10 protein-coding genes are annotated in these 12919 nt (G+C 67.7%); 7 read left to right on the forward strand and 3 right to left on the reverse strand.

Features of this window, described 5'->3' with window-relative positions; translation table 11 throughout:
- Positions 1–14: 14 nt before the first annotated feature.
- Entirely contained in the window at positions 15–1337 is a 1323-nt protein-coding gene (gene hemN / locus NZL82_RS10125; protein WP_261269641.1) for an oxygen-independent coproporphyrinogen III oxidase, read from the forward strand.
- Positions 1327–2022, forward strand: coding sequence for a Crp/Fnr family transcriptional regulator (locus tag NZL82_RS10130; protein WP_261269642.1), 696 nt, complete (start codon positions 1327–1329; stop codon positions 2020–2022). Before hemN ends, NZL82_RS10130 begins: the two co-directional genes overlap by 11 nt.
- On the opposite strand, the gene NZL82_RS10135 is transcribed toward NZL82_RS10130, so the two are convergent.
- Together NZL82_RS10135 and cydD are read right to left on the reverse strand one after the other, a co-directional pair.
- Positions 2019–3620, reverse strand: a complete 1602-nt coding sequence (locus NZL82_RS10135) for an amino acid ABC transporter ATP-binding/permease protein (protein ID WP_261269643.1) — start codon at positions 3618–3620, stop codon at positions 2019–2021. The two genes, NZL82_RS10130 and NZL82_RS10135, sit on opposite strands and share 4 nt — an antisense overlap.
- Positions 3617–5248 carry a thiol reductant ABC exporter subunit CydD gene (cydD, locus tag NZL82_RS10140; protein ID WP_261269644.1) on the reverse strand — a complete coding sequence of 544 codons (1632 nt, stop codon included), beginning with the start codon at positions 5246–5248 and terminating at the stop codon, positions 3617–3619. Before cydD ends, NZL82_RS10135 begins: the two co-directional genes overlap by 4 nt.
- Positions 5249–5371: 123 nt before the next feature.
- Here cydD and NZL82_RS10145 point away from each other — a divergent pair, with 123 nt between their 5' ends.
- Genes NZL82_RS10145 through cydX form a run of 3 tightly spaced genes read left to right on the forward strand, consistent with a single transcriptional unit; the run spans position 5372 to position 8237 of the window.
- Positions 5372–6940, forward strand: a complete 1569-nt coding sequence (locus tag NZL82_RS10145; RefSeq protein WP_261269645.1) for a cytochrome ubiquinol oxidase subunit I — start codon at positions 5372–5374, stop codon at positions 6938–6940.
- 16 nt (positions 6941–6956) lie between these two features.
- The gene (cydB, locus tag NZL82_RS10150; protein ID WP_261269646.1) at positions 6957–8096 is read left to right on the forward strand and encodes a cytochrome d ubiquinol oxidase subunit II; all 1140 of its coding nucleotides are present in this window, start codon (positions 6957–6959) and stop codon (positions 8094–8096) included.
- A 12-nt stretch (positions 8097–8108) separates the two neighbouring features.
- The gene (cydX, locus tag NZL82_RS10155) at positions 8109–8237 is read left to right on the forward strand and encodes a cytochrome bd-I oxidase subunit CydX (RefSeq protein ID WP_261269647.1); all 129 of its coding nucleotides are present in this window, start codon (positions 8109–8111) and stop codon (positions 8235–8237) included.
- Positions 8238–8330: 93 nt separating this feature from the next.
- On the opposite strand, the gene NZL82_RS10160 is transcribed toward cydX, so the two are convergent.
- On the reverse strand, positions 8331–9041 hold the full coding sequence (locus NZL82_RS10160) for a Crp/Fnr family transcriptional regulator (protein ID WP_261269648.1): 711 nt from the start codon (positions 9039–9041) through the stop codon (positions 8331–8333).
- A 164-nt stretch (positions 9042–9205) separates the two neighbouring features.
- On the opposite strand from NZL82_RS10160, the gene NZL82_RS10165 reads away from it, so the two are divergent.
- Both NZL82_RS10165 and NZL82_RS10170 read left to right on the forward strand, forming a co-directional pair.
- Complete coding sequence (locus tag NZL82_RS10165; RefSeq protein ID WP_261269649.1) at positions 9206–9916, forward strand: OmpW family protein; 711 nt, start codon at positions 9206–9208, stop codon at positions 9914–9916.
- A gap of 541 nt (positions 9917–10457) precedes the next feature.
- A complete protein-coding gene (locus NZL82_RS10170) occupies positions 10458–12914 on the forward strand; it encodes a TonB-dependent receptor (protein WP_261269650.1) in 2457 nt (818 codons plus the stop codon).
- Positions 12915–12919 lie beyond the last annotated feature (5 nt).

Genomic DNA, 12919 nt, shown 5'->3' on the forward strand with positions numbered 1-12919 from the left:
GCACAAGGTCGGGCATGTGGCCCTATCATCCCGAACTGCTCGCGCGGCCCGTACCGCGCTACACCAGCTATCCCACCGCCGCCGAATTCCGGGATGCGGTGGGCCATGGCGACATGGCCGCCGCGCTGGACGAAGTGGAGGGCGATACGTCGATCTCGCTCTACCTGCACATCCCCTATTGCCGGGCGATCTGCTGGTATTGCGGATGCAACACCGGGGCGGCGAACCGAACCGCACGACTCGACGCCTATCTGGCGCGGTTGCATGAGGAGATCGATCTGGTCGCCGCGCGGCTGGGCGGACGGGGGCGGATCGGGCGGATCGCCTTTGGCGGGGGCAGCCCCAATGCGATTCCGCCCGCCGCCTTTGCCGCGCTGGTCGCGCATCTTCGTGCCGCATTCGCCTCCGAGCGGATGACCCTGTCGCTGGAAATCGATCCCCGCGGGTTCGACTCCGACTGGGCGGCGGTCGTCGCGGATGCCGGCGTCACGCGCGCCAGCCTGGGCGTGCAGACCTTCGATCCCGCGCTTCAGGCCGCGATCGGCCGGGTTCAGCCGCATGACGAGATTATCCGGACAGTCGGCCTGCTGCGCGCCGCCGGGGTTGGCTCGATCAATTTCGACCTGATGTACGGCCTGCCCGGTCAGGACGAAGCGGCGTTGGCGGCGACGCTGGAGCAGAGCATCGCGCTCGCCCCGGAACGGCTGGCGGTTTTCGGCTATGCGCATGTCCCGCACCTCATCCCGCGCCAGCGACGGATCGATGCACGCGCGCTGCCCGGTGCGGCGGAGCGCTTCGCACAGGCGGCGCTGGCGCATGAGCGGCTGACCTCGGCGGGCTATCGCGCGGTCGGCTTCGACCATTTCGCGCTTGCCGACGACACCCTGGCCCGCTCCGCCGACAGCGGAACGCTGCGCCGCAATTTCCAGGGCTTCACCGAGGATCAGGCCGAGACCCTGATCGGGCTGGGCGCCAGCGCGATCAGCGAGTTTCCCGATCGCCTGCTGCAAAATGCCAAGAATGCCGGGGAGTGGCATCAGGCGATCGGCGCGGGTCGCTTCGCCACCGCCCGAGGAGTGGCGCGCGACCCGGTGGAGCAACGACGCGCCAGGGCGATCGCGGCGGTGCTGTGCCACGGCCGCGCCGAACTCGCCGATCTGCCCGAACGGGAGGCGATCCGCCTGCGCCTCCACCGCTTCGAGCAAGCCGGACTGATCGACTGGCAGGGAACGCGCCTGCGGCTGAACGGCGATGCCCTGCCCTATGCGCGCAGTATAGCCGCCGCCTTCGACGCATGGCGAACGGAGGACGATATGCGCTTCAGCCATGCCGTCTGACCCGCCGCCGCGCTGTGCGGCCTGTGCCGCCCATGGCGTGGCCCTGTGCGGGGCACTGGATCGTCGGCAGATCGTGGCGCTGAATCATATCGGTCGTCGCCGTCGGCTGGCCGCCGGGCAGGCGCTGGGCTGGGCGGGCGACCCCGCCGCCACTTGCGCCAATCTCGTCTCCGGCGTGCTCAAGGTGTTGCGCGGCGAACCGGACGGGCGTGTGCAGATCGTCGGCCTGCTCTATCCCGGCGACTTTGCCGGCATCCTCTTTGCCGAACGATCGCCCGACACGATCGTGGCGCTGAACGATGCCGATCTGTGCGTCTATCCGCGCGGGGCCCTGGAGGCGTTGCTGATCGACCAGCCCGCCATTGGACGGCTCCTGCTGAGACGCTCATGGGCGAAACTTACCGAAGCGCGCCGGTGGATGGCCATTCTGGCTTGCGGCCGGGCGGAAGCGCGCGTGGCCGCGCTGCTGATCGACATGGCGCAGCGGTGCGAGGCGGATGCGCAAGGCCTGTTCCGATCGCCGCTGTCGCGCGGCGCGATGGCCGAGGCGCTGGGCCTGGCGATCGAGACGGTGAGCCGCCACATGACCGAATTTGACCAACAGGGGCTGATCGCCACATCCGGGCCGCATCGGCTACGCCTGATCGACCCGGTACGCCTCGCCGCCATTGCGGGATGCTCCTAGGCGGCGGACCGGCGCTGCGTGCTTTCCGCCGACCATTGCCACTCGCACAGCGCGGTCAGCACCGGGCGGTGGCTGACCAGGATCATCCCCTGCCCGGTCCGCGCGAGCCGTGCGTCGAGACGGCGCGCGACCTGGGCGGCGACCTCCGCATCCAGCCCTTCGCCAGGCTCGTCGAGCAGCAGCCAGGGCGCATCCGCCAGAAAGACACGCGCCAGTGACAGACGCCGCCTCTCGCCACCCGACAGGCGCGTGCCATCGTCGCCCAGCCAGCTATCGAGCCCGTACGGCAAAGCCCGCACCACGCCGTCGATCGCCGCATCCTCCAGCGCCTGCCACATCCGATCCTCGTCCGCATCGGGATCGGCAAGCAGCAGGTTCTCGCGAACCGTACCGGTGAGGAGCGCGGCATCCTGCGGCGCCCAGGCGAAGGTCGCGCGCAGCGTCTCGGGCGCGAGGGTCGCCCCATCCCGTCCGTCGACCGTGATCCGCCCGGGCTCCAGCGGACGAAGCCCCAGCATCCCCTCGATCAGCGTCGTCTTGCCGCATCCCGAACGTCCCGTCAGCGCGATGCGCGTACCGGGTGCGAAGCGGTCGCCATCGATGGTCAGCACCGCGTCACCCGGCAAAGCGCCGACCGGCCGCTCCGCCTCCACCGCGCTGAATATCCCATCGAGCCGCGCCTCCGCCTCGCGCAGCCGTCCGCCTTCGGTCAGCGATCGCAGTAGCGGCGCGATCGCATCGACCGTCATTGCCGCCGCCAGCGCCGCGAGTGACGCGGTCGGCGCGCCCGCCCCCGCCGACAGCGCCAGCGCCGATGCGGCCGCGACGGCGATGCCGATAGCGTGCAGCGCCTCGAACCGCGCCGCGACCCCGGCCTGCCGGACCTGCGCCTCGGCCAGCCGGTCGCCCGCCGCCGCGATCCGGGTCGCCGCCCAATCCTCCAGCGCGAAGCAGCGCAGCTCCGCTGCCGCACCGCCGAGCATGGCGACCTCTTCGCGCAAGACGCCGGCGGCGCGCTGCACCGCCCGCCCCCGCTCCTCGAACTGACGCGCCCAGTACCGCCCCACCAGCAGCGCGCCCGCCACGCACGCCAGCGTCGAGACCATCGCGGGCCAGCCTCCCAGCGAGGTCAGCGCCGCACCGGATAGCAGAGCGGCGGCGACACCCCAGGGCCCCGACAGCCGCACGAACCGCCATTCCACCGCATCGACATCGCCGATCAGTCGCGCGGTCGCCTCGCCCCGGCCAAGCGCCAACGCCATGGCGGGCGGCGCAGCGGTGACGGCGCGGTAGAGCGCCGGGCGCAGCCGCGCCAGCGCGCCGAAGGCTGCGCCATGCCCCGCCAGCCGCTCACCATAACGCGCGCCCGTCCGCACGATCGCCAGCAAACGGATCGCGGCGGAGGGCAGCATATAGTTGAACGCCTGCGCCGCGACGATCCCCGCCCCACCCGCCAGCGCCGCCGCGGTCAGGAACCAGCCCGACAGCGCGAGAAGCAGCACCGACGCGGCGGCGACCAGGGCGGCGCATGCCCCAGCCTGTCGCAAGCGGCGGCGTTCGTTGCGACGTTCGGCGGCGATCAGGCTATGAAGGGTCATGCGGCAGGTCCCAGGCGGACGACCCGCGTCGCGATGGCAGCGAGCGCGGTGCTATGGGTGGCGATCAGCGTCGTACGCCCATGGGCGGCACACGCGATGGTCGCGATCAGATCGGCTTCGGCCGCCGCGTCGAGATGCGCGGTCGGCTCGTCGAGCAGCAGGAACGGCGCGGGGCGGAGCAAGGCGCGGGCCAACGCGATGCGCCGCCGCTCGCCGCCGGACAGGCCGCTGCCCCGCGCGTCGAGCGGCGCGTCCAGTCCGCCCGGCCGACGCGCCAGCATCGGGCCAAGCCCCGCCGCCGCGACCGCCCTGTGGATCGCCATTTCGTCGGCCTGTGGATGCGCCAGCACCAGATTTTCGCGGATCGTGCCCGCGATCAGCAGGGGATGCTGCCCCGCCCAGCTCGCCTGTCCGGCCAGAGAGACAAAGGCCTTACCGCCCGCCTCGATCGTCCCAACCGACAAGGGCGCGAGCCCCAGCAGCAGATGCAGGACGCTGGTCTTGCCGCTGCCCGATGGGCCCAGCAGCACCACCGTCTCGCCTGCATCGATATGCAATGACAGATGCGACACGGCGGGTGCGTCGCTGCCCGGATAATGGATCGTCACGTCGCGCAAGGCGAGCGGGGCCATCACCGCTCCCGCCGTCGCGACAACCGGATCGGGCAGCGGGATCAGCGCATCGGCCGCCGTCTCCGCCGCCTGCTTGTCATGATAGGCGGCAGCGAGCCGACGCATCGGCGCATAGAATTCGGGTGCCAGCGCCAGCACAAAGAATGCACTGCCCAGGGTCAGCGTCTCCGGCGCAGCAAAGGGCAGCAGGCCGAGCAGCGAAAAGCCGCAATAGACCGCGACCAGCGCGACCGACAGCGCCGCGAAAAACTCCAGCGCGGCGGAGGACAGAAAGGCCACGCGCAGCACCCGCATGGTGCGCTCCGCAAGTTCCTGCGCGGCCGCGCCGATGGCGTCGGTCTCGCGGGTTTCGGCGCGAAAGGCGAGCACCACCGGCAGGGCGCGCACGCGGTCGGCGAACCGCGCCGACAGGCGATGCAGCGCGACGAACTGGCGGCGCGATTCCTCCGCCGCCGCGCCGCCCGCCAGGATCATCGTCGCGAGGAAGGGCAACAGGGTTGCGGCAAGGATGAGCGCCGCGACCCAACTGGCGCAGGCGGTCGCGGCGATCACCAGTATCGGTGCGGCGGCGGCGGCCTTTCGCGCGGGCAGGAAGCGCGCGACATAGCCGTCCAGCGCCTCGACCGCATCCACGGCGCGCGTCGCCAGCATCCCGCTGTCCAAAGCTTCCCCGGCCGTCCGGTGCAGCACGGCGTCGACGACGCGCCGCCGTTGCGCCCGCTTGACGCCCCCCGCCCGCACCGCCCCCTGCCGCATGGCCATGGTGGCGAACGCGCCGCGCAACCCGCCGCCCGCGACCGCCAGCAATAGCCAGGGCAGCAGCATCGCCTGTGTCGAGACTGCCGTCACCCCGCCCGCGATCCCCACCGCAAAGCCGATCGCCGCGCCCGTATCGAGCAGCAACAGGCCCGCTGCACCGTCACGGCGTCCGGCCGCTTGCTTCAGCCATCGGGTGCGCGCCTTGGCCGCGATGGGATCATGAGTGACCGTCGTCATGCCGGGACCGTCGCAGCGACGGCCGCCACCGTCTTTGACCGCCGTCAATGTCGGAACCCGGACCGACGCCTAGCGACTCGCGCGACAAGGGGCCGGGGATGGCTCCTTTTATGGAGGAGTCACATGGACCCCGGAGTCATCGACCTGTCACGGCTGCAATTCGCGGCCACCGCCCTGTATCATTTCCTGTTCGTGCCGTTGACGCTCGGCCTGTCGATGATGCTGGTCATCATGGAATCGGTCTATGTCATGACCAATCGCCCGGAATGGCGGGTCACGACGCGGTTCTGGGGCAAGATCTTCGGCATCAACTTCGTGCTGGGCGTCGCCACCGGCCTGACCATGGAATTCCAGTTCGGCACCAACTGGTCCTATTTCTCGCACTATGTCGGCGACATCTTCGGCGCGCCACTGGCGATCGAAGGACTGATGGCCTTCTTTCTGGAGGCCACGTTCGTCGGGCTGATGTTCTTCGGCTGGGACCGCTTGTCGAAGCTGGGCCATCTGATCGTCACCTTCATGGTCGCGCTCGGCACCAACCTGTCGGCACTGTGGATCCTGATCGCCAATGGCTGGATGCAGAATCCGGTCGGCGCGACCTTCAACCCCGATACGATGCGGATGGAAGTCGCGGATTTCGGCGCGGTGCTGTTCAACCCGGTCGCCCAGGCCAAGTTCGTCCATACGGTCAGCGCGGGCTATGTCTGCGCCTCGGTCGTGGTGCTGGGCGTGTCGGCCTTCTGGCTGCTCAAGGGCCGCTTCCTGCCCGTCGCGCGCCGGTCGATGACGGTAGCGGCGGCGTTCGGCCTCGCCTCCTCGCTGTCGGTCGTCGTGCTGGGCGACGAGAGCGGCTATGCACTGACCGACAACCAGAAGATGAAGCTCGCCGCGATCGAGGCGGTCTGGCATACCGAGCCCGGCCCCTCCGGCCTGACCCTGTTCGGCTATCCCGACACGGTGGCACGCGAGACGCGCTACAAGGTCGAGATTCCGTGGCTACTCGGTTTGATCGCGACGCGCAGCCTGGACGGCACGGTGACGGGCATGTCCGAACTGGTGCTGAAAGCGCAGGAGCGCATCGCCTCGGGCGTGATCGCCTATGACGCGGTGCAACGGCTGAAGGCCGACCCGCAGGACATGGTCCAGCGGGCACGGTTCGAGGCGCACAAGCGCGACCTGGGCTATGCCTTGCTGCTCAAGCGGCAAATGGCCGATCCGCGCAGCGCGACGCCGAAGCAGATCGAGGCGGCGGCCTGGGACACGGTGCCCGATGTCGGCCTGCTCTTCTGGAGCTTCCGCATCATGGCGGCGATCGGCTTCGCAATGATCGGGTTGTTCGCGACCGCCTTCATCCTGTGTTCGCTTCGGATGCATATGGATGCGCGCTGGTTCCTGAAGCTGGCGGTGGCGGCAATCCCGCTGCCCTGGGTCGCGATCGAGCTGGGATGGCTCGTCGCCGAACTGGGGCGACAGCCTTGGGCGATCGAGGGCGTGCTTCCGACCTTCCTGGCGACCAGTTCGCTGTCGCGCGGGGCACTCTGGACGACGCTTGCGGGTTTCACCCTGCTCTATGGCATGCTGGCGGTGATCGAGGTGCGCTTGATCCTCGCCGCCATCGCCCATGGCCCCGAGGAACGCGACGACCAGCCGGCACTGGGGGCGATCCCCGCCGCCATTCCCGTCACCGCCTGAAGAAAGGGACTGGGACATGTTCGATTATGAAATGTTACGCCTCATCTGGTGGGCGCTGCTCGGCGTGCTGCTGATCGGTTTCGCGCTGACCGACGGGTTCGATCTTGGCGTTGCCGCCCTCCTGCCCTTCGTCGCGAGGGACGATACCGAGCGGCGAATGGTCATCAACTCGGTCGGGCCGACCTGGGAGGGCAACCAGGTGTGGTTCATCCTAGGGGGCGGCGCGATCTTCGCCGCCTGGCCCTTCGTCTATGCGGTCAGCTTTTCGGGCTTTTATCTGGCGATGTTCCTCGTTCTGGCCGCGCTGATCCTGCGGCCGGTGGGGTTCAAATACCGTTCGAAAAAGCCCGACCCGGCATGGCGCGCTCGTTGGGACTGGGCGCTGTTCGTCGGCGGTCTGGTGCCCGCGCTGGTATTCGGCGTCGCGGTCGGCAATGTGCTGCTGGGTGCGCCCTTCCGTCTCGATGGCGATCTGCGCGCCTTCTACGACGGCACGCTAATCGGCCTGTTCACCCCCTTCGCGCTGCTGTGCGGCCTGTTGTCGGTGGCGATGCTGGTGTTGCACGGCGCGGCATGGCTGTCGATCAAGGTCGAGCATGGGCCGGTGCACGACCGGGCGCGAACCTTCGGAACGGTGGCGGCGATCGCGGCGATCCTGCTCTTCGCGGCCGGGTTCGCCTTCGTCGCCTGGGGCGATATCGGGTACCGGGTCATCGGCGCGGTCGATCCGCAGGGGCCGTCCAACCCGCTGCGCATGACGGCGGAACCAGCGGGCGGCGCATGGCTGACCAACTATACAACCTATCCCTGGATGATGGTGCTGCCCCTGATCGGCTTTGCCGGTGCGGTGCTGGCGCTGATCGGCATCCGTGGCGGGCGTGAGGCGCTGGCCTTCGCCGGCTCCTCGCTGGCGGCGACGGGGATCATCGCCACGGTGGGCTGTTCGATGTTTCCCTTCATCCTGCCATCCAGCATCGATGCCCATAGCAGCCTGACGGTGTGGAACGCATCCTCCACGCACAAGACGCTGGGCATCATGCTGATCGTCACCATCGTCTTCCTGCCGATCGTGCTCGCCTACACCGCCTGGGCATACCGGGTGATGTTCGGGCGCGTGACCAGCGACGCGGTGCGCACCAGTCCCGATTTCTACTGAAAGGCTCCTGCCATGTGGTATTTTTCCTGGGTCCTCGGCCTCGGCCTCGCGCTCGGCTTCGGTGTGCTGAACGGCATGTGGCATGAATTCCACCTGCCGCAGGAGGAGGACCTGCCGCCGACGCGCGGACCGATGGAATAGATAGATATATCGGGGTCATGGCATCGCTTCCGGGCGCGGCCATGATCCTACCCCCTATATTGTCCTGCCGACGTACGGGGCCGGTGCGAAAGCTCAGGCCGCCTCGGCCCGCGCGGCCAGCGATGCGCCATCCATGATCGTGATCGCGCGACCGCCTGGCAAAGCGATGACACCCGCCTCCTTCAATCGGGTCAATTGGCGGCTGACCGTTTCGATCGTCATGCCCAAAACATCGGCGATTTGACCGCGCGTCAGGGGAAGGTCGAAGCGGACCGGCGTGTCGGGACATGCGTTGCACGCCTTCTCCCCCAGGCGGCCCGCGACATCGACGAGAAAACCGGCCAGCTTCTCGCTCGCCGACTGCCGCGCCAGCACCAGCATCCGCCCGCGCGCCTCGTTCAACGACGCGAAGGTGCGCTGGAGAAGCAGATGCTCCATGCGCGGATGCTCTTCCAGGACATTCTGGAACGCCGCGCGGGGAAACACGCACAGTTCGGCGTCGCTCAACGCCACGGTCGTGAAATCCGCCACCCCGGCATAGGGCTGACCGAAGAAATCCGCCTGATACAGCAGGCCGACGATCTGCTCGCGACCGTCCGCCGTCCCGGCCACCAGTTTCAGCACGCCCGACAGGACGTTGCCGCACACCACCGCCTCGTCGCCGCTCCAGACCACGGTCTGCCCCCGTGCGACATGGCGACGTTGGCCGAGCTCGTTCAGCACCTTCAACTCGCGATCGTCGAGGCTGCCGCACAGTGCATGATCGCGGACGGCACAATCCGCGCAAATCTTGGTCTGGATCATGGGACCCAGTGTAGCAGGGACGGATGAATGTGTCGCCCGTCCGCCCGTCAACGCTTTGAAATTTGACCGCGATCAACTTCGGGCTTGTCCGTGGTCAAGTCGGCTCGGGATCTGCGGGTTTACGTCCTCCCTCACACCCTGTCGTGACAAAGGAGGTTCGGGGAATGACGATCGTAAAGAACGCGGCATTGGCGCTGGGGGCGATGTCCGCCGCCACCGTCGCGGTTCCCGCCATGGCGCAGACCGCCGAGCCGCCCAATGCCGCGCCCCGCATCGGCATCGCGGCCGGTGACGTGCTGGTGCGCGCGCGCGCAATCACGGTCGTACCGAACGAGGATTCGGGCGGCATCACCCCCGCCTTTCCACAGGAACGGCTGTCTGTCGGCAACGCGGTCATGCCCGAATTGGACGTAACCTATATGGCGACCGACCATATCGGCTTCGAACTGATCGCCTCGACGACCAAACATACCGCCAAGGGGACGAGCGGCACGACCGGCGGCATCGGCAAGCTGGCGACGACCTGGGTCCTGCCGCCGACGCTGACCGCGCAATATCACTTCGCACCGACCAGCCATGTGCGTCCCTATCTCGGCGCGGGCATCAACTACACGATCTTCTGGAACAAGAAGGCATCCGACGGGCTGCAGGCCGCCGTCGGCACGACCCGCGTCCACATGAAGGACAGCTTCGGCTGGGCGGCGCAAGCCGGGGTCGACATGGACATCACGCCGAAGGTCTTCCTGAACCTCGACGTCAAATATATCGACATCGACACGCGCGTTCAGCTCGACACCGCCGCAGCCGGCACCCAGAAGGTCAAGCTCGGCCTCGACCCGCTGGTGTTCGGCGTCGGCCTGGGCATCCGTCTCTAGGTCACTCCGGGGGCATACGGTGGTGGACACCATCACGTCCTTATGCCCCCCGGAAGTCGGGCGCTTGGCTATCGGCTCCGACATGGCTGGTCCGCACGCCCCCGACGCACGCCAAGCGGTGGATCGTGGCGGCCAAGCGGTTCAAAAGCGTACCATCGCATGCCCGCCATGCCGGCGTCGCTAGGGGTGACACAGCCATCCCCCTAGACCGGAAAAATGATCTGCTGGCGAAACGCCGGTGCGGATAGCTTGCCTAACCGCTGCGCAACATATGCTTTTCCCCTAATTCCCATCTTATCGATAGGATTATCCCTGCGCCGATGGCCCGGTGCATGAGGGAGACTGGGATGAGCCCGATCCGATTCCACGATCCGCCCGCCGGGGCGAAGCATCCGACATACTGACCGCTAACGACCGCGCCGCCGGGTAACGCCCGGCCTTTTCGAGCGACGGTTCCGCCCCATGTCGGCCGCGATTGGCGCGTCCGCACGGGAAGAAACGCGCCCGCGATCGATCGCCAAAACCATAAGAAAGCCAATCCATGAAAAGGGGATTTCCGGCGAAGATGGCGCTCGCCCATCGCCGCCGCTACCTGCTGCTCGCCGCCACCGCGCTGCTGCCCTCGGGTGCCGCCGCGCAGGTCGTTCTCGCCAGCAACGATGTATCGGCAAAGGCGGAGGCGACTGCGCCAAGCACCGATGCCCGAGCGGCCGACGCCGTGGATGATTCCGCCGGTGAGATTCTCGTCACCGCACGGCGGCGCGAAGAGCGGGCGCAGGACGTGCCGATCGCGCTCAGCGTGGTCGGCGCAGAGCAGCTCGGGATCCGTGGCGACTATCGGCTGGATCAGGTGCAGCAACTGGTGCCGTCGCTCCAGGTCTTCAGTTTCAACCCGCGTAATACCAACATCAACATCCGCGGGCTCGGCTCCAATGTCGCACTGACCAATGACGGTCTGGAGAATGGCGTCGGCGTCTATATCGACAATGTCTATTATGGGCGCGTCGGACAGAGCCAGTTCGACCTCGTCGATCTCGATCGGGTCGAGGTGCTGCGCGGACCGCAGGGCACGCTGTTCGGCAAGAACACCACCGCAGGCGCGATCAACATCTCCAGCCGCCTGCCGCAGTTCCAATGGCACGCCGACGGACAGGCCGATATCGGCAATTACGATTATCGACAGGTGCGCGGCTCCGTCACCGGCCCGTTGATCGACGGCCTGGCTGCCTTTCGCCTGAGCGCCGCCTATACGCGCCGCGACGGCTTTCTCTACGACACGACGACGCGGCGCCGCGTCCATGATTATGAGAATGCCACGGTGCGCGGCCAGTTGCTGCTGACGCCCGCCCCCGCCCTGACCGTCCGCGTCATCGGCGACTGGGGCCAGCAGGACCAGTCCTGCTGTATCAACGTGCCGGTCCGGACCTTCACGGCCTATGACAATGGCGCCCCCATCGCGAACAATTTCCTGCAGAGGCTGGCGCGTTTCCCGAATTATACGCCGCTGCCGATCGATCCCTTCGCCCGCCGGACCGACGCCAATTCGCCGTTCCAGGCGAATATGGACACATGGGGCGTGTCGGGTCAGGTCGATTATGATCTTGGCGGCGCGGCGCTGACCTCGATCACGGCGGTGCGGCAATGGAACTGGTTCCCGCGCAATGACGGCGACCTGACCGCGCTGTCGATCAACACGCAGGGCCATATCCTCAATTTCCAGCGGCAGTTCAGCCAGGAATTGCGGCTCGCCTCCACCGGCTCCCGCACGGTCGACTGGCTGCTGGGCGTCTACTATTTCCAGCAGGTGGTGCGCGGCTATGGCCGCACCGAATTCGGGCCGGATGCCGCACTCGCGCTCTTCCCATCGGACAATCAGACGGTCGCGAGCATCGCCACCAACGGCCTGCTCTCCGGCGCCCGGTCCGATCCGCATACCAAGAGCGGGGCATTCTTCGGCCAGGCGACTTGGCATATCAGCCCCGCGCTCAGCCTGACCGGCGGTCTCCGCTACACCCATGAAGAGAAATGGGGCAGCTACGCCAACGACCTTCTCTTCGCGCAGCCGACCACCGGGCTGACCGCAGCACAGATCGCGCGCGTCGCCGCGATCCGCAACGCGTTGACCCCGGTTCAGGCCTTTTCGGTCGACACCGACGACGACAGCGTCTCGGGGCTCGCCACGCTGGGGTGGAAGCCGGTGGAGGACGTGCTGGTCTATGCCACCTATTCGCGCGGCGCGAAGTCGCAGGGCCTGAACCTCACCAATCTCCCCGCCGGGATCGACCCGGTCGTCCGGCCCGAAACGGTCGACAATTTCGAGGTCGGGTTGAAATCGCAATTCCTCGACCGGCGCGTGACGCTCAACCTCGCTGCCTACCAGACCAACGTGCATGATTATCAGACGACGATCGTCCAGCAGGTGATCGGCACCAACACCTATATCAACTATATCGCCAACATCCCCAAGGTCCGCTCGCGCGGGTTGGAGGGCGATCTGGCGGTCCGTCCCGCAGATTGGCTGAACCTGACCGGCTCGGTCGCCTATACCGACGCGACCTATCGCGACTATCCCAACGGCCCGACACCGGTGGAGGCGCTCAACCCGACCGCCGCCAGTCCCGGCGGGTCGCCGGTGCGCGATTTCACGGGCGAGCGTCTGGCGGGCGTGCCCAAATGGGCGGCCTCGGTCGGCGCCGACGTGACCCGCACGATCGGCGGCCGTGCGGAGGCCTATCTGCACGGCGACTGGTCGTACCGCTCCTCCTACTACACCGTCGCCAGCAACAGCCGATACGGGCTCGTCCCCGGCTATGGCTTGGTCAATGCGCGCGCCGGCATCCGGCTGGGCGAGGATGGTCGCTACGACCTGTCGGTCTGGGCGCGCAACCTGTTCGACAAAGACTATTTCCAGACTTTGAACGTCGTCAATTACGGGCTCGTCTCCGCCATTCTGGGCGATCCGGGCACCTATGGCGCGACGCTCAAGGTCCGTTTCTGACGGAG

It is taken from the genome of Sphingomonas sp. LC-1 (assembly GCF_025371035.1).
Lineage (GTDB): Bacteria > Pseudomonadota > Alphaproteobacteria > Sphingomonadales > Sphingomonadaceae > Sphingomonas > Sphingomonas sanguinis_E.